General features: G+C 70.5%; 11 protein-coding genes. 2 read left to right on the plus strand and 9 right to left on the minus strand.

The features are described from left to right. Positions 1 to 9 precede the first annotated feature (9 nt). The 8 genes from DI276_RS17340 to DI276_RS17375 form a co-directional block, all read right to left on the minus strand. Entirely contained in the window at positions 10 to 1,485 is a 1,476-nt protein-coding gene (locus tag DI276_RS17340; protein ID WP_198680710.1) for a glycoside hydrolase family 43 protein, read from the minus strand. Beyond that, complete coding sequence (locus tag DI276_RS17345; protein WP_198680711.1) at positions 1,482 to 3,533, minus strand: alpha-galactosidase; 2,052 nt, start codon at positions 3,531 to 3,533, stop codon at positions 1,482 to 1,484. The genes DI276_RS17340 and DI276_RS17345 overlap by 4 nt, the downstream gene beginning before the upstream one ends. Further along, positions 3,530 to 5,503: a beta-galactosidase gene (locus tag DI276_RS17350; RefSeq protein ID WP_232836723.1), complete on the minus strand. Its 1,974-nt coding sequence runs from the start codon at positions 5,501 to 5,503 to the stop codon at positions 3,530 to 3,532. The genes DI276_RS17345 and DI276_RS17350 overlap by 4 nt, the downstream gene beginning before the upstream one ends. Continuing rightward, on the minus strand, positions 5,500 to 7,536 hold the full coding sequence (locus DI276_RS17355; protein WP_112264520.1) for a glycoside hydrolase family 31 protein: 2,037 nt from the start codon (positions 7,534 to 7,536) through the stop codon (positions 5,500 to 5,502). The genes DI276_RS17350 and DI276_RS17355 overlap by 4 nt, the downstream gene beginning before the upstream one ends. A 62-nt stretch (positions 7,537 to 7,598) precedes the next feature. Then, positions 7,599 to 8,636, minus strand: a complete 1,038-nt coding sequence (locus tag DI276_RS17360) for a LacI family DNA-binding transcriptional regulator (RefSeq protein WP_112264522.1) — start codon at positions 8,634 to 8,636, stop codon at positions 7,599 to 7,601. Between the two features lie 6 nt (positions 8,637 to 8,642). Continuing rightward, entirely contained in the window at positions 8,643 to 9,620 is a 978-nt protein-coding gene (locus DI276_RS17365) for a carbohydrate ABC transporter permease (protein WP_112264524.1), read from the minus strand. Next, a complete protein-coding gene (locus tag DI276_RS17370; protein WP_232836724.1) occupies positions 9,617 to 10,564 on the minus strand; it encodes an ABC transporter permease in 948 nt (315 codons plus the stop codon). Before DI276_RS17370 ends, DI276_RS17365 begins: the two co-directional genes overlap by 4 nt. Further along, positions 10,561 to 12,243 carry a type 2 periplasmic-binding domain-containing protein gene (locus DI276_RS17375; protein ID WP_112264526.1) on the minus strand — a complete coding sequence of 561 codons (1,683 nt, stop codon included), beginning with the start codon at positions 12,241 to 12,243 and terminating at the stop codon, positions 10,561 to 10,563. Before DI276_RS17375 ends, DI276_RS17370 begins: the two co-directional genes overlap by 4 nt. A gap of 161 nt (positions 12,244 to 12,404) precedes the next feature. On the opposite strand from DI276_RS17375, the gene DI276_RS17380 reads away from it, so the two are divergent. Beyond that, positions 12,405 to 15,242, plus strand: coding sequence for a glycoside hydrolase family 3 C-terminal domain-containing protein (locus DI276_RS17380; protein WP_112264584.1), 2,838 nt, complete (start codon positions 12,405 to 12,407; stop codon positions 15,240 to 15,242). A gap of 278 nt (positions 15,243 to 15,520) precedes the next feature. Beyond that, positions 15,521 to 16,501: an acetylxylan esterase gene (locus DI276_RS17385; protein WP_112264528.1), complete on the plus strand. Its 981-nt coding sequence runs from the start codon at positions 15,521 to 15,523 to the stop codon at positions 16,499 to 16,501. On the opposite strand, the gene trpC is transcribed toward DI276_RS17385, so the two are convergent. After that, on the minus strand, positions 16,502 to 17,275 hold the full coding sequence (trpC, locus tag DI276_RS17390; RefSeq protein WP_112264586.1) for an indole-3-glycerol phosphate synthase TrpC: 774 nt from the start codon (positions 17,273 to 17,275) through the stop codon (positions 16,502 to 16,504). It lies immediately after the preceding gene. Positions 17,276 to 17,284 lie beyond the last annotated feature (9 nt).

Here is a 17,284-nt window from a genome sequence, read left to right on the forward strand (position 1 = left end):
GCCCCACAATCAGTCGCCGAGCGGTTCGTAGTCGAACCAGTCGAAGTGGACGGTGCCGGTCGCGGCGTACACGCCGATGACCCGGCCGGTGAAGCCGCCGGCGACCTCGGTCGAGAGGTAGCGGCCGTCGAGCGCGGCGAGGACGGTGAACGTGCCGTCGGGTTCCTCGACGCCGAGGGAGATGGTGTCCGGGCCGGAACGCGCGTCCTTCAGTTCCTTCGCCTCGTCCACCTGGACACCGAGGACCACCGGTCCGTCCGGTGCCGGCCGGGAGGCCACGACCGTCCGCAGTGGACCGATCCGGGCGAACACCCGCACCGTTCCGGACGCGACCTCGATCTCGTAGTGGTGTTCCTCGTCGAACCGGACCGCCAGGCCGCCACTGCCCGCCGACGGGTCGAGCAACGTGCGGGCCCGGCACGACAGGTGCTGCTGACGCCGGCCGGCGAACACGACGTCCGGGTCGTCCAGACCCGGCCCGCGGGCGTGCAGGGTCAGCCAGCCGGAGCGTTCCTTGGTCGTGCAGTGCTCCTCGGCACGGTCGCGCACGGACACCCAGTTCGGCCGCAGTTCGCTGTCGTCGAAGTCGTCCCGGTGCGGCTCGACGGGACCGGGCTGCAGCGGCCACGGTGGCGTGACCGTCAGCGGGCCGACCACCGGCCAGCCGTCGACCCAGCTCACCGGCGCGAGAAAGGTCTCCCGGCCGAGCACGTGCCAGCCGGGGGTGCCGCCACCGGGCCGCACGCCGAGCAGCACCATCCACCACGACCCGTCCGGACCCTGCACGAGGTCGGCGTGGCCGGTGTTCTGGACGGGCTCGTAGGTGCTGCGGTGGGTCAGCACCGGGTTGGCCGGGCACGGTTCGAACGGGCCGTCCGGCGCCGGGCCGCGGGCGATCGAGACCGCGTGGCCGCGTTCGGTGCCGCCTTCCGCGATCAGCAGGTACCAGTGCTCGCCGATGTGGTACAGGTGCGGTGCCTCCGGCGCCTTGGCCCGGTCCGAGCCGGACCAGAGCCGTTGCGACTCACGCAGAACCTCACCGCTGGCCAGGTCGACGCGGTACTGGTGCACCCCCGCCATCGTGCACCAGCAGTTGCCCTCGTCGTCCCAGGCGAGGTCGGGGTCGATGCCGTGCACGTCGGGCAGCAGGACCGGGTCGGACCACGCACCGGCCGGGTCGGTGGCGGTGAACACCATGTTGCCGCCACCGCGGCTGACGCTCGTGACGATCAGGTGGAACCGGCCGTCGTGGTGGCGCAGCGTCGGTGCGTAGATCCCGGCCGAGGACGGGGTTTCCGCCGTCAGCAGCAGCTGGCTGGTGCGGTCCAGCGCGTTGCCGATCTGCGTCCAGTTCACCAGGTCCCTGCTGTGGAAGACGGGGATGCCGGGGAAGTACTCGAAACTGGAGCACACCAGGTAGTAGTCCTCCCCGACCCGGCACACGCTCGGGTCGGGGTGCATTCCTGGGATCACCGGGGTGGTCACCGGGCAACTCCTCTGGTCGTGAGGCGGTACAGCACGGCAGAAGGCGTCGTCGGCAGGGTCACCACCAGTTCGCCGGCGTCCCACCGCGCGACCGCGGGACTGGCGGCCGGGTAGAGCACCTCGACGTCCACATCGGACAGACCAGGCAACGGCAGCGTCACGGTGTCCTCTCCGCCCCGGCGCCAGACGGTGAGATAGGTGGTGGACGAGGTGCTCATCGCTAGGGCGAGCCACGGGTCGTCCCAGCCGGGCAGGCCGAGCGGCCACGAGGGCACCGCGTGCGGCAGGTCCGCGCGGATCTCCTTGTAGACGGCCAGAGCCTCGTGCACGAGCGCCCGCGCCTCCGATTGGAGATCCGCGATCTTCCCGGACAGGTGGATCCGGCCGAGCAACGCGCTCGCCATGATGAAGGCGACCTCGTCGAGCGAGTCCTCCGGTTGCGGGTAGGCCCAGACCGCGCCCTGTTCCGGGGTGACCGCGGCCGGCGCGGAGACCGCGATCGCCGCGTAGCGGTCCAGGTTCTGCTGGTCGCTGGTGGACTGCACCTGCAACCGCGACAGCATCGCGTGGTCCATGCGCAGGCCGCCGGAGGCGCAGCTCTCCAGCACCAGGTGCGGATAGCGGTCCAGGACGCCGTCGAGCCAGTCGAGCAGGGCCCGGTTGTGCCCGAGCAGGCCGTCGGCCGGGGCCTCGCCGTCATGAGCACTCGTGCCCGAGCCGGGGTTGATGTTGTAGTCGAGCTTCAGGTACCCGGCGCCCCACTCCCCGACCAGGCGGTCCACCACCTCGTCCAGGTGGGCGCGGGCAGCCGGGTGGCGCAGGTCCAGGTTGTGCCGTCCGCAGTCGGAGACCCGCACCCCGTCCCGGCGGAAGAACGCCTCGTCCGGCAGGCTCCGCGCGAGCGGGCTGTCGACGCCGATGACCTCGGGCTCCAGCCACAGACCGGGAACCATGCCGCGCTCCCGGATGCGCGCCAGCACCTGCTCGAGACCGCCGGGAAAGCGGCTGCGGGACGGCTGCCACGCGCCGACGGTGCCCCACCAGCTCTCGCCCTCCTCGGCGTACCAGCCGGCGTCGATGACGAAGTACTCGGCGCCCGCGGCGGCCGCGGCGTCGATCAACGGCAGCAGCTTCGCCGTGGTGGGATCGCCCATCAGGCAGTTCATGTAGTCGTTGAAGATGACCGGCAGGCCCTCGTGGTCCGGGTGCGGCCTGCGGCTCGCGCGGCGGTAGCGGGTCAGCGCGGCGAACGCGTCGTTCGGCCCGCCATCGGCGCTGAACGCCACCGCCACGGGCACGGTGCGGAACTCGGCACCCGGTGCCAGCACGCGGTTCCAGCCGTGGTCGAGGTCGCCCGGCCCGGACAGCGCCACGTAGCCCGTGCCGTCGAGCTCACCGCACTCCCAGCTCCAGCCACCGCCGTTGTGCTCGATCTGCCACGCCCACGCCCGGCCGGTCGCGCGGTCTGTCAGACCGCCCATCGGCAGGTGGCCGCAGCTGGACCACACACCTCGTCCCGCGACGGTGAACGCGCTCTTGTGCCGATAGTCGGCGAGCCGTCCGTCCCGGTTCGGGGAGCTGAGCCGCACCGGCTGACGCCGCCATCGGCATTCGGCGTTCCAGTCGTTCTCCGCCCACAGCACGTCGGCGCTGTCCGGCGGCCCCGCCGTGAGACCGCCCAGAACGAGGGAGGTGACCGACTCCAGCCGCAGCGGACCACTCCCCTCGTTGCGCACCAGGACCTCGCCGCGCACCACGGGAATGCCGTCCGGCGAACGGTAGGTCACCTCGACGGCCAGGCCGCTCTCGTCGTCGTGCAGCTCAATGACGAGCACCTGCCAGTCCTTTTCGGACAGTGCCCGGTGCGACCGGTACCGCAAGTGCGCGCCGATCATGGTGTCGACGAGGCGGTTGCTGGACCAGTGCCGGCCGTGGTTCGCGGCGGTCACCTCCGCCAGCGGCAACGAGCTGCCGCGGCGGCGAACCTTGCCGTCAGCGACGTCGAACTCCCACGACAGCGCGTCGTGGCCCCAACGGATCGTGGTCACCGTGGTCCTTCCCGCAGCACGGCGCACCCGCCGGCCGGCAGTGCCTCCAGCGGCCCGCCCGTGAGCAGGTCGACTCCGGACAGGGAAACGGGTTCACTGCGGTGGTTGAGCACGAAGTGCCAGCGTCGGCCGTCCGCCGCCTCGCGCGTGACGGCTTCAACGCCGGCCGGCAGTCCGGGCAGCACCGGGCGCACACCGACGGAGTCCAGCAACCGCGCGACCAGTGCGGTGTAGTCACCTTCGGCGAGCTTGGTGGACAGGTACCAGCCCTCTCCCCCGCCGAAGCCGTACCGGGTGAGCGCAGGCGATCCGGCCAGCACGCCGTGGGTGTAGGCGACGACCGCTTCCGCACCGAGCGTCCGCACCGACTCGCTCCAGGCAGTGCCGTGCGAGCCGTCGGAGAGCGTGATCCGCTCGTCGCGCCGCAACGGCCGGTACTCCTCGACCTTGATGCCCAGCGCCTCGCGCAGCGGCGCGGCCGGGTAGCCACCCAGCCTGGCGTGCAGCCGGTCGTCCACGACGCCGCTGAAGTGCTGGACGAGCAACGTGCCGCCGTCGGTCACGTAGCGGCGCAGGTTCTTCGCGCCGCGGTCGGACAGCAGGTACAGCGCCGGTGCCAGGACGAGCCGAAACCTGCTCAGATCCTCTTCCGGATGCGCGAAGTCCACGACCACGCCCGCATCCCACAGCGCACGGTGTGCGTCCCTCAGTGCGGCGTGATAGTCCAGTTCGGACGATGGCAGGCCGTCCGAGTTCAACGCCCACCACGCGTCGGAGTCGTGCAGCACGGCCACGTGCGCCGTGACGGTCGAGCCCGCCAGCTCGGCGAGCCGGGCGACGGCCTCGCCGGTCGCGGTCACCTCGCGGAAGACGCGGCTGTCCGGCCCGGCGTGCGGCACCATCGCCGAATGCCACTGCTCGGCACCCGCTTTCGACTGGCGCCACTGGAAGAACAGCGCCCCGTCGGAGCCGCGTGCGATGTGGCCGATCGAGTGACGAAGGATCTCGCCCGGTTCCTTGGCCAGCGTCCGGCCCTGGTCGTAGACGGTGCTGGTGCCCTGTTCCATCAACAGCCACGGCCTGCCGCCCGCGAACGACCGGGCGCGGTCGGCGGTGAAGGCGGCCTGGGCGGCGGCGTCCAGGCCGGGCGCGGACGGGTAGAAGTCGATGGCGACCAGGTCGACCTCGCGTCCCAGCGCCCACAGGTCGATGTTCTGGTAGCCGGGCAGCATCATGTTGGTCGTCACGGGCCGGTCGCTGTGCGCGCGGATCGCGTCCCGCTGCTCCGAGTAGGCGGCGATCACCTCGTCGGAGCAGAACCGGCTGAAGTCCACCGTGAGGCCGGGGTTGCGGTGCCACTGGGTGGCGCGCGGTGGCAGGATCTGCTCCCAGCTGCCGTACCGCTGGCTCCAGAACGCGGTGCCCCACGACTCGTTGAGGGCGTCCAGCGAGCCGTACTTCGCGCGTAGCCAGACCCGGAACGCCGCGGCGGTGTGATCGCACCAGCACAACGTCACGTACTCGTTGTGCACGTGCCACAACGCCACCGCCGGGTGGTCGCCGTACCGTTCCGCGAGCGCGGCCGCGATGCGCCTGGCCGCGGCGCGGTAAGCAGGAGCGCTGATGCAGTAGGTGTCCCGGCTGCCGTGCATCAGCCTGGTGCCCTGCGGCGTGACCGGCATGGCGTCCGGGTGCGCGAGGGTGAACCACGGCGGCGGCGACGCGGTCGGCGTGGCGAGGTCGACGGCGACACCGTTGGCGTGCAAGCGATCCAGGTGCGCGTCGAGCCACGCGAAGTCGTACCGGCCCTCCTCCGGCTCCAGCAGTGCCCAGGAGAACACGCCGACCGTGGCCAGGTTGACCCCGGCCTCGCGCATCAGCTGGTCGTCCTCCTTCCAGACCTGCTCGTCCCATTGCTCGGGGTTGTAGTCGCCGCCGAACGCGAGGCCGCCCAACCGGTCTGCGATCACGGTTCCTCCCGCACGGGCAGAGTCACGCCGTCACGCAGGAAGAGCGGGATGCGCTCGATCGGCGCCGCGACGGCAACGGTCTGCCCGCCCTCGTGCTCCTCACCGGTCCACGCGTCGGTCCACCGGGCACCAGCGGGCAGGTAGACCTCGCGCTCACGGGCACCTGTCTCGGTGATCGGCGCCACGAGCAGGTCCGGGCCGAGCAGGAACGCGTCCTCGACCTCCCACGCCGCGGCGTCGCCGGGGAACTCCAGGAACACCGGCCGCATCGGCGGCACACCGGTCTCGGCGGTCGTGCGCATCTGCTCCAGCACGTACGGACGCAGGCGTTCTCGCAGGCGGAGGTGCGCGGCGAGGATCTCGTAGGCTTCCTCGCCGTACGACCAGACCTCGTTGGCCAGCCCGGTCATCGCGGGCTCCAGCACCTGCTCGTCGCCGCGGAAACCGTGCAGGCGGAACAACGGGCAGAAGGTGCCGTACTGGAACCAGCGCACGAGGACCTCGCGGTAGGCGGGGTCGTCCGGGTCACCGCCGTGGAAGCCGCCGATGTCCGTGGTCCACCAGGGGATGCCGGACATCATCACGTTGAGGCCGGCCTTGATCTGCGTGCGCAACGAGGCGAAGTCCGTGGCGATGTCACCGGACCACAACGCGGCGCCGTACCGCTGCGCGCCGGCCCACGAGGAGCGGTTGAGCGAGATGATCTCGGTCTCGCCGGCCGCCTTCAGTCCGTCGTGGACGGTCCGGGCGTTCTCGCGGGGATAGAGGTTGCCCACCTCCAGCCCGGGACCGGCGTGGTAGCGCAGGTTGTACTGGTGGCCCGGCTTGAGCTCGGGTTCACCGGCGTCCAGCCAGAAGACCTTGATGCCGAGCTCGTGGTAGCCGCGCCGGATGCGTTCCCACACGTACTCGCGGGCCTCCGGGTTGGTGGCGTCGTAGAACGCGACCTGGGCGGAGTAGGCGCCGAGTCCCTTGTCCGGCCAGTCGGCGTGCGCCATCGGCCCGAACTCCGTGCCGATGAAGAAGCCCTGGTCCAGCATCGGGTGGTAGTTCTCGCTGACCGGGCTCACCGACGGCCACACCGACACCATCAGCTTGACGCCCAGCTCGTCCAGCTCGCGCACCATCGCCGCCGGGTCGGGCCACTCGGCGGGGTCGAACTTCCACTCGCCGAGGTGCGTCCAGTGGAAGAAGTCGCAGACGATCACGGACAACGGCAGCCCGCGCCTCTTGTACTCGCGGGCGACCTCCAGCAGCTCCTCCTGGGTGCGGTAGCGAAGCTTGCACTGCCAGAACCCCGCGGCCCACTCGGGCAGTTCCGGCGCGTGGCCCGTCGCGTCCGCGTAGTTGCGCAGCACGTCGGCCGGCTGGCCCGCGGTGATCCAGTAGTCGATCTGGCGGGCACTGTCGGCGACCCAGCGCGTGCCGGTCTCGGCCAGCTCGACCCGGCCGATCGCGGGCGAGTTCCACAGCAACCCGTAGCCGCGGTCGGAGATCAGCAACGGGATGGTGACCTCGGCGTTGCGCTGGACGAGGTCGATGACCGCGCCCTTCTGGTCCAGCAGGCCGTGCGTGTGCTGACCAAGGCCGTAGAGCCGCTCGCCGGGGTAGGCGCGGAAACGCTGCTCCAGCCGGTGATGGCCGTTGCCGGTGGCGGTCGCGAGCCGCGGTCCGGGCCACCAGAAGTGGGCGGGCTGCTCGGCCAGCAGCTCGGTGCCGTCCTCGGTGCGCAGGAACGTCAGGCTGCCGGCGGACGCCCCGAGTTCGGGAGTCAGCTGGCCTTCGGTGCCCGCGTCGATCCGCACGGTCAGCTTGCCGTTGACCAGCGTCGCGTGGTGCTCGGCAATCTTGATCTCGGCGTCGCCGCCGGCCGGTGGACCGTCGAGCAACGCGCCCGGCAGATCCTCGAGCAGCGGACCACCGGGACTCGCTCGGACCCGGACGGCGTCCGGGCCCCACGGCTCGACGCGCAGGGTCTCGCCCTTGGCACGCCATTCGAGCGCGGTGCCGAGGTCTCGGAAGTACGTGGGCATGCGGCCGCTCCTCGCGGGTTGTCAGCGGTCAGGAGATGGCAAGGCTCGAAAACGTGATGCGGTCAGTTCTGGGAACCGGTGCGCGGCGCGGGTCCAGTGCTGGCCCGCACGGTCAGCTCCGGCGTGAGCAGGACCCGCTCGTCCACCGGCCGCTCCCCGGCTCCGGCCGCCGTGATCCGGCGCATGATCTGCTCGACGGCGACCCGGCCGAGCTCCTGCGCCGACCCCGTCACCGAGGTGAGCCGCGGCGCGAACTGCTCGGCGAGCTGCGCCTGGCAGAGCGCGATCACCGACGCGTCCTCGGGCACGATCCGCCCGCTGGAGCGCAGCAGCGTGAGCAACGGGCCGATCGCGCCTTCGTTCTGCACCACGAACCCGGTGGTCTCCGGCCGGTCGGCGAGGATGCGGGCGAGCGTGCCCGCCGTGCTTTCGTAGGTGCCGTCGCACGGTCTGTGCACGAACCGCAGGCCGCGCTGCTCCGCCCGTTCGCCGAAGCCGGTGAGCGTGCGTTCGGCGTAGCCCGCGTGCCGGGTGTAGACACCCGTGCCGTAGCCGATGAACGCGACCTCCCGGTGGCCGAGATCGGCCAGGTGGTCCGCGCACAACGCGCCCGCCTCCGCGAAGTCGTGGTCCACACAGGACAGTCCGCCGGGATCGTCCGGCAGGCCGATGAGCGCGGCCTGGATCCCGCGCGACTGCAACACCGGGATGCGCTGGTCGTCCAGCTCGACGTCCATCAGGATCAGGCCGTCGGCCAGGCCGCTGGCTCCTATCCGGCGCACCCCGGCAGGGCCCTCGTCGTTGGTGATCAGCAGGACGTCGTAGCCGTGCTGCCGGGCGGCGGTGGTGACCGCGATGGCGATCTCCATCATCACCGGGACGTACACGTCGGTGCGCAGCGGCACCATCAGCGCGACGATGTGCGATCGCCGCGCGGCCAGGGCCCGCGCGCCGGCGTTGGGGTGGTAGCCGAGCTCCTGCACGGAGCTCTCCACCCGGCGCTTGGTCTCGGCGGAGATCGCGCGCTTGCCGCTCAGCACGTAGCTCACCGTGCTGGACGACACGCCCGCGTGCCTGGCCACGTCGGCAATGGTCACCATGAATGTTCAGCCCTTGATAGCGCCGGTCAGGACACCCGTGCGGAAATGCTTCTGCACGAACGGATAAACGATGAGCAACGGAACGAGCGTCAGCACCACCACGGCCATCTGCAGCGCCAGCGGTGCCGTCTGCGAGAACTGGTCACCGAAGCCGCTGTTGACCGAGCCCGGCATGCCGTTGCCGCGGTTGACGTAGGTGAGGAGCACGTACTGCAACGGCCACTTCTCGCTGTCCGTGGGCATGTACAACATGACGTTGAAGAACGAGTTCCAGTAGCCGACGCCGTAGAACAGCGCCATCACCGCGGTCACGGCCCGCGAGGTCGGCAGCACGATCGACCACAGGATCCGCCAGTCCCCCGCGCCGTCGATCCGCGCCGCCTCGATCAGGTCGATCGACGTGCTCGAGTAGAACGCCCGCAGGATCAGGATGTTGAAGACCGACACCGCGGTCGGCAGGATCAGCGCCCACCACTCCCCGTAGCCACCGAGCCCGGTGACCACCAGGAACGTCGGGATGAGGCCGCCGTTGACGAACATCGTGATGATCAGCAGCATCAGGATGAAACGGTGGCCGAGCGACCGCGACCGCGACAGGCCGTAGGCGCACATGACCGAGACCACCATCGACACGAGCGTGCCCACCGCCGTGATGCCGAGGCTCACCAGCAACGCGCTGCGCACCGTGGAGTCCGCCAGCATCACCCGGTAAGCCTCGAACGTGATGTCGGTCGGCCAGATGACGAGGCCGCCCGCACGGTTGATCGCGGCCTGGGTGGACAGGCTGGTCACCACGATGATCCACAACGGCACCAGCATGACCAGCATGACCCCGCCCAGGGTGATGCCCTTGGCGGCCTGGCCGGCCACAGTCGGTGGTTCCTCCCAGGCCGGGCGCTCGTTCTTCCGCTTCTGGCGAACCGCTTGCACCGCAAGAGGTTTCGCGACCGTGTCGCCACTGGTGCGTTCGATTGCGAGTGTCATTTCCGGTACAACCCGTCTTCGCCGAAGGCGTGCGCCAGCTTGTTCGCACCCCAGATGAGCAACAACGAGATGACGCTCTTGAACAGACCTGCCGCCGCGCCGTAGCTGTAGTCGCCGGTGGCAATGCCGTAGTAGAACGAGAAGGTGTCCAGCACTTCGGCCGTGTCGTGGCCGACGGCGTTGCGCTGGATGAGGAACTGCTCGAACCCGACGGTCAGCGCGTTGCCCAGACGCAGCACCAGCATCAGCACGATGACGGCCCGCAGGCCGGGCAGCGTGATGTGCCACAGCCGTCGCCACCGGCCCGCTCCGTCGGCCGCCGCCGCCTCGTAGAGGTCGGTGTTGATGGCGGCGAGCGCCGCCAGGAACACGATGATCCCCCAACCGGCTTCCTTCCAGATCACCTGCGAGGTGACCAGCAACGCGAAGGTGTCCGGGTTGGTCATGATGTCCCAGGTACCGATGTCGTTGCTGCGCAGGAACTGGTTGAGAGCGCCGGCGCCGCCGAGCATCTGCTGGAAGATCGTGATCGCCAGCACCCACGAGAAGAAGTGCGGCAGGTACACGACCGACTGGAAGAAGTTGCGGATCCGCTGCGACAGCACCGAGTTGAGCAGCAACGCCAGCGCGATCGGGACCGGGAAGAACAGGATGAGCTGGACGAAGCTCAGGTAGAGCGTGTTCTTCAGCGCTCCCCAGAACAGCGAGTCGCCCAGCAGCCGCTCGAACTGGTAGAGGCCCGCCCAGGTGCTCTGCCAGACCCCGGCCAGCGGGTCGTACTCCTGGAACGCGGTGGCGAGCCCGAACAACGGCACGTAGTTGAAGACCACCAGGAGGACGACCGCGGGCAGCGTCATCAGGATCAGCGACCGGTCACGCCGCAGCCTGATCCGCCAGCTCAGCTTCGCCGGTCGCCCCGCGCGATCTGATCGGAGGGTGGTCACTGTCCCGTACCGTGCTTCTGCAGGACGTTGTCGTTCGTCCACTGGATCAGCCGGTCACCACCGCCGCTGGACTTCCAGTTCGCGACGGAGTCCTTGAGGTCCTGGATCGACTTCTTGCCGTGGATGACGTCCTTGAGCGTGTCCTCGACGGGCTGCGCGGCCTCGGCCGTGGCCTGTGCCGACGGCATGCTGATGTTCATGCTCCAGAAGACCGGCTTGGCCATCGCCTTCACGTTGGCGGCCTGCCAGGCGGCGAGGTCCTTGGTGACGATGTCCCCGTTGGGGTTGTTGATGGCGGCAGGGGCCGAGGCCAGGAACGGGTAGGTCTTCGCCTGGACCTCCTTCTGGCCGGCCTCGGTGGGCGTCGGCACGCCGTCCTTCATCGTGAAGTGGGTGCCCTCGACGCCGAAGTTGACCATCGTGTACTCGGCCGAGCCGAACGGCGCGGCCAGGTAGTTGGCGACGGACAGCAGTTCCTCGATCTGCTCGGGCTTCAGGTTGGCGTTGAGATAGCTGACGATGTTGGTGGCCGGGTTCAGGTCGACGCGAGGCGCGCTCTTCCCGTCCGCGGCGAAGAAGTTGAACGCGCCGCGCCGGAAGTTCGGGTTCGCGGCCTGGCCCGACTGGAGGTCGGCGAGGTTCCACACGCCCAGTCCGCCGCCGGAGATCAGGGTCTTGCCGCTGTAGAACCGGGTGTTGCCACCGGCGTTGTCGCCCGCCAGCGCGTCGGGGTGGATGTAGCCGGCGACCGCGAGCTTGCGGTGCCAGTCGGCCGCGTCCAGGAACTCCTGCGTCTCGAACAAGTGAATGAGTTTCCCGTTGTCCACCTTCCACTTCAGCGGTGCGCCGAAGGCGGTGTAGAAGTACCGGTACACGTCGTCGAACGCCCAGACGCCGCCCTTGGCGTCGGTGAGCTCCTTGCCGAGGTTCATCAGGTCGTCGGCGGACTTCACCTGGTCGGCGGTGATGCCCTTGGCGTCGAGGATGTCGCGTCGGTACATGATGGCGCCGGCGACCCCGCAGCCCGTCGCGAACGACGGGATTCCATACAGCTTGTCGCCCCACGCGCCGGCCCGCCACGCGGCGGACGGGATGGCCGCCAGGTTGGGGTACTTCTTGATGTTGTCGCCGGACAGGTAGGGCGTCAGGTCCGCGAGCTGGTTCCCGACCAGGCCGGCGGTGTTGAAGGCCGGGTTCCACCAGCCCGGCAGATTGATCCAGTCGGGCAGCTTCTTCGCCGCGGTCATCGTCGGGATGATCGTGTTGTAGTTGTTGCCGTCCGCGGGCTTCATGTCGAGCGTGACACCCAGGGCCTTGTTCATGGCCTGGTAGAACGAGTTGTCGGCCGGCGGGATGGTGCCCCACAGCGGCGTCACCGCCGAGTACCTGCCGCCCTTGCCCGGCACGCCGGACACGGTGGCCGGCCTGTTCGCCGGGTAACCGAGGAAGCCGGGGTCCGTCAGCACGTCGGGGCCACCCGCCACGGAGGGGATGTCCGGCTTGATCGAGGTGTTCGGCACGTAGGCGGGCAGCACGGCTTTCAGCCCGGACTCCGAGTTCACGCCGGCCCGCTGTGGACCGCCCCCGCCGCAGGCCGACAGCAGCGGCCCCATCGCGACAAGTCCTGCGGCCGAGACGGCGGCGTTCAGGAAGCTTCTGCGGTTCAACTCGTTGCCCATGGCGGAACCCGATCCTTCGTCGTCGAAGTGTCGAAGCGCTTAAACAGATGTCGGGCAGATTAGTGACGCAGCTCGCATGAAACAAGACCGTTGACAGCGGAAACCCAGGCGTGCCACCGTCGAAACGCTTCGCCGCTAGCTCCGACCTGAGGGGTTACCACGTGGTTTCCGAGTCCGTGTCCGCTGCCGAGCGGCTGCCGTTCCGCGACCCCGCGCTGTCGTTGCGGAAGCGCATCGACGATCTGCTCGGGCGGCTCACGCTCGACGAGCGGGTCGCGATGCTGCACCAGTACTCCCCTGCCGTGCCGCGGCTCGGCGTCGCCGCGTTCCGCACCGGGAGCGAGGCGCTGCACGGCGTCTCGTGGCTGGGTGTCGCCACGGTGTTCCCCCAGGCGGTCGGCCTGGGCGCGACCTGGGACGAGGAGCTGGTCCGCGAGGTCGCCGAGGCCACCTCGGTCGAGCTGCGGGCGTTCCACTACCACCGCCCGACCGCCGTCGGCACGGGCACCAACAGCCTGCAGGCGTGGGCGCCGGTGCTGAACCTGCTGCGCGACCCGCGCTGGGGCCGCAACGAGGAGGGCTACTCCGAGGACCCGGTGCACACCGCGCGCCTCGGGGTCGCGTTCTGCCGCGGTCTGATGGGTGAGCACGACCGCTTCCTGCGCACGGCCCCCGTGCTCAAGCACTTCCTGGCCTACAACAACGAGGACGACCGCTGCACCACCTCCTCCGGGCTGCGTCCGCGCGTGCTCCAGGAGTACGACCTCGCCGCCTTCCGGCCTGTCGTCGAGTCGGGTGCCGCCACCGGCGCCATGGCCGGCTACAACCTGGTCAACGGGCGTCCGTGCCACGTCAGTCCGCTCATCGAGACGGAGCTGCGCCGCTGGGCCGAGGCGACCGGCCACGAGCTGTTCGTGGTGAGCGACGCCGAGGCACCGTCCAACCTGGTCGATCCGGAGCACTACTTCGACGACCACGCCGAGTCCCACGCCACCGCCTTGAAGGCCGGCATCGACAGCTTCACCGACCACGGCCAGGACAGCGACGTCCCGGTCGGCCGGTTGCGCGAGGCACTGGACCGCGGCCTGATCGACGAGTCCGATGTGGACCGCGCGGTGCGCAGGCAGCTCGAGATCCGGTTCCGGCTCGGCGAGTTCGACCCCGACCTCGACCCCTACGCCGGCATCGGCCAGGAGGTCATCGACTGCCCGGAGCACCGTGCGCTCGCGCTGCGGTCCGCGACCGAGTCGGTGGTGCTGCTGCGCAACACCGGCCTGCTGCCGCTCGACGCGGCACGCACCCGGCGGATCGCGGTCATCGGCCCGCTCGCCGACACGTTGTGCGAGGACTGGTACAGCGGCACGCTGCCGTACCAGGTCACGGTCGCCGACGGGTTGCAGGCGGTGCTCGGCAACCGCGACGGCGAGGTGATCGTCGAGGAGGGCGCCGACCGGATCGCACTGCGCTCGCGCACCAGTGGTGAGCTGCTGGGCAAGACCCCGTTCGACGTTTTCGACTGGGGTCACAGCGTGCTGACCTTCCGGTCGGTCGAGAACGGGCGGTACCTGAGCCTGAAGCGCGAGGACGACTCGCTGGTCGCCGACCAGGCGCAGATCAAGAGCTGGGACGTCTGCGAAACGTTCCGCCTGGTGCCGGCGGGCGACTCCGTGCTGGTCCAGAACGTGCTGACGGGCCGGTACGCCGTCGTGGATCCCGTCGACGGCCGGGTGAGCGTCACCGCGGAAACGCCGGAGACCGCCGAACGCTGGGAGCGCGAACTGCTGCGCGACGGCACCGAGGCGGCACTGGCCGCCGCCATCTCGGCGGACATCGCGGTCGTCGTGCTCGGCAGCCACCCGCTGATCCACGGCCGCGAGACCGAGGACCGAGCCGGCATCGCGCTTCCCGACGCCCAGGAGTCGCTGCTGCGCGCCGTCGCGAACGTCCGCAAGGACACCGCCCTGGTCGTCATGAGCAGCTACCCCTACGCCCTGGACTGGGCCGACGAGCACCTGCCCGCCGTGGTGTGGACCTCCCACGGCGGGCAGGAAACAGGCAGGGCGGTCGCCGCCGTCCTGTTCGGCGAGGCGGAACCGGCCGGGCGGCTGCCGCAGACGTGGTACCGCGGCGACGACGAGCTGCCGCACCCGCTCGACTACGACGTCATCAAGGCCGGCTGGACGTACCAGTACCACCGGGCCGCGCCGCTGTACCCGTTCGGGCACGGCCTGTCCTACACCGAGTTCGCCTGCCGCGACCTCGTCCTGTCCTCGGCCACCGTGACCCAGGACGGCGCGGTCGACGTGTCGGTGACGCTGACCAACACGGGAGCCCGCGGCGGCAGCGAGGTCGTCCAGCTCTACGTCCGCGCGCTGGACGCCCGCTACGAGGCGCCCCTGCTGCGGCTCGCGGACTTCCGCAAGGTCCGGCTCGCCGCCGGGGAGAGCCAGGTGCTGGACTTCCGGCTGACTGCCGACCAGCTCGCCCACTGGGACGTCGCGACCGGCGCCTTCACCGTCGACCCCGGCGGCTACGAGGTGGTCGTCGGCCGGTCCGCCGGAGACGTCGTGCTCACCGCACCGCTGACGGTGACCGGACCGGCCCCGGCCCCACGCGCCGGTGTCGACCGCCAGGTGCTCGCCGTCGACTTCGACGACTACGAGGGCGTGACGCTCGTCGACGCCACCCGCACGACCGGTGACGCGGTCACGCCGACCGACCCCGCCTCGCCGGCGACGCTGTGGTTCCGCTCGGTCGACCTGTCCGGTGCGGTTCAGGTCGAGGCCGACCTCGCCTGCGCTGATCCCGAGGCACGACTGGAGTTCTGGACCGGCGAGGAACTGCTGGCCGCGATCCCGGTACCGGTCACCGGACACCGCTACACGTGGACGACCGCGTCAGCCGCGCTGGCGGCACCGGTCGCAGGGGTGCACGACCTGCGGGTGACCTTGCACGGCAGTTTCCGGCTGACCGCCTTCCGGTTCTCGTCGGCCGTCTGAGACCGGTGGCCCGCCTTCCGGCGGTGGCGGGCCACCACCTTTGCCGCCAGGCCTGGTTCGGCCTGGCTGAGACCGGTGGCCCGTCGCTGGCGGGAGACGGGCCACCACCCTCCTGCCAAGCCGCACCACGCCTGGCTCAGACCGGCAGCCCTCCACCGGCGGGGACGAGCCGCCACCTTTGCCACCAGGCCACACCGGGTCTGGCTGAGACCGGTGGCCCGCCACTGGCGGGAGGCGGGCCACCACCTCTTTCTCCCGCATCTCCAAGGAGCGCCTCGATGCCCCTGACGGACCTCCCCCTCGACGAGCTCACCGGCTACCGCCCGGACCTGCGGCCACCGCAGGACTTCGACGCGTTCTGGGACCGGACGCTCGCCGAGTCCCGCGCCGCCGGCGGTGCGGTGAAGGCCGACCGGGTCACCGAACGGCACCTGCTGCGCACGGTCGAGGTGGACGACGTCCGCTTCCCCGGCTGGAACGGCGAACCGGTGGCCGCGTGGCTGCTGCGGCCCCGTGATGCCGAGGGCCCGTTGCCCGTCGTCGTCACCTACATCGGCTACTCCGGCGGCCGCGGCCTGCCCACCGACCACCTGTTCTGGTCCGCGGCCGGGTACGCCCAGCTCGTCGTCGACAGCCGCGGCCAGGGCCACGACACCCCGGACCAGGACGCGGGCGCCGGCACGCAGTGGGCCAAGGGTTTCATGACCCGTGGCATCGACTCCCCCGAGAACTACTACTACCGGCGGCTCATCACCGACTGCGTCCGCGCCGTGGACGCGGTCGCCGAACTGCCCGGCCTCGACCGGGACCGGGTGATCGTCGCGGGTGGCAGCCAGGGCGGCGGGCTGACGATCGCCGTCGCCGGACTGACGCGGGTTGCGGCGGCCCTGCCGGACGTGCCGTTCCTGTGCCACTTCCGGCGGGCGGCGGAGGTGTGCGGGGAAGGCCCCTACGTCGAGCTCGCGGAGTACCTGCGCTGGCACAGCAGGCACGGCGTGGAACCGGCCTTCGCCACGCTGTCCTACTTCGACGGTGTCCACTTCGCGCAACGGGCGACCGCGCCCGCGTTGTACAGCGTCGGGTTGATGGACCCGATCTGCCCACCGTCCACTGTGTACGCAGCCTTCAACCACCACGCGGGCGAGGACCGGACCATGACGGTGTGGCCGTTCGCCGACCACGGCGGCGGACACGGTTCGAACTCGGTCGCGCAGCTGGAGTGGCTGCGCGAGCGAGGTCTGGCACCGGAAGCGCGGTGATCACCTGAGGAACTCGCCGATCGCCGACCGCGGGTCACCGGAGCGGACCAGCGCCTCACCGACGAGCACGACGTCCGCGCCCCACCCGCGGTACTCGGCGACGTCCTCCGGACCTGTCACACCCGACTCGGCGACCCGGACAGCTCCAGCCGGCAGGTGAGGAGCCAGCTTCTGGAAGACCGCGCGGTCGACGTCGAGCGTGGTCAGGTCGCGGGCGTTGACCCCGATGACCTCCGCGCCCAGCTCGGCCGCCCTGGCCAGCTCGTCCTCGGTGTGCACCTCGACCAGTGCGGTGAGCCCGAGCTCGCGAGCCAGGCCGTGCAGCTCCTCCAGCAGCCCGCCGGGCAGCGCGACCACCATCAGCAGCGCGAGATCGGCGCCCCAGGCCCGTGCCTCCCACAGCTGGTACGGCGTGACGATGAAGTCCTTTCGCAGCACCGGGACGCCGACTCGGGCGCGGACGGCGGCCAGGTCGTCGAGCGAACCGCCGAACCGGCGCTGCTCGGTGAGGACACTGATCGCCGCCGCGCCACCGGCCGCGTACTCCGCGGCCAGTGCGGCCGGGTCGGCGATCGCGGCCAGCTCGCCCTTGCTGGGACTCTTCCGCTTCACCTCGGCGATGATCGATACGCCGGGCGAGCGGAACGCCGGCACCGGATCCAGTGCGGGCGGCGCGTCCGCGGCGCGTGCCTTCAGTTCCGCGAGCGGTACCGCGCTCTGCCTTTGCGCCAGATCCTCGCGAACACCGGCCAGGATTCCGTCCAGCACCGTCACGGTCACGCC

This window comes from Lentzea terrae (assembly GCF_003265345.1).
In the GTDB taxonomy this organism is placed as follows: domain Bacteria; phylum Actinomycetota; class Actinomycetes; order Mycobacteriales; family Pseudonocardiaceae; genus Lentzea; species Lentzea terrae.

Excerpts from the sequence above, each read along its gene's own strand:
- DI276_RS17355 (WP_112264520.1), bottom strand. The coding sequence starts at position 7,536 with ATGCCCACGTACTTCCGAGACCTCGGCACCGCGCTCGAATGGCGTGCC.
- DI276_RS17360 (WP_112264522.1), bottom strand. The coding sequence starts at position 8,636 with ATGGTGACCATTGCCGACGTGGCCAGGCACGCGGGCGTGTCGTCCAGC.
- DI276_RS17365 (WP_112264524.1), bottom strand. The coding sequence starts at position 9,620 with ATGACACTCGCAATCGAACGCACCAGTGGCGACACGGTCGCGAAACCT.
- DI276_RS17375 (WP_112264526.1), bottom strand. The coding sequence starts at position 12,243 with ATGGGCAACGAGTTGAACCGCAGAAGCTTCCTGAACGCCGCCGTCTCG.
- DI276_RS17385 (WP_112264528.1), top strand. The coding sequence starts at position 15,521 with ATGCCCCTGACGGACCTCCCCCTCGACGAGCTCACCGGCTACCGCCCG.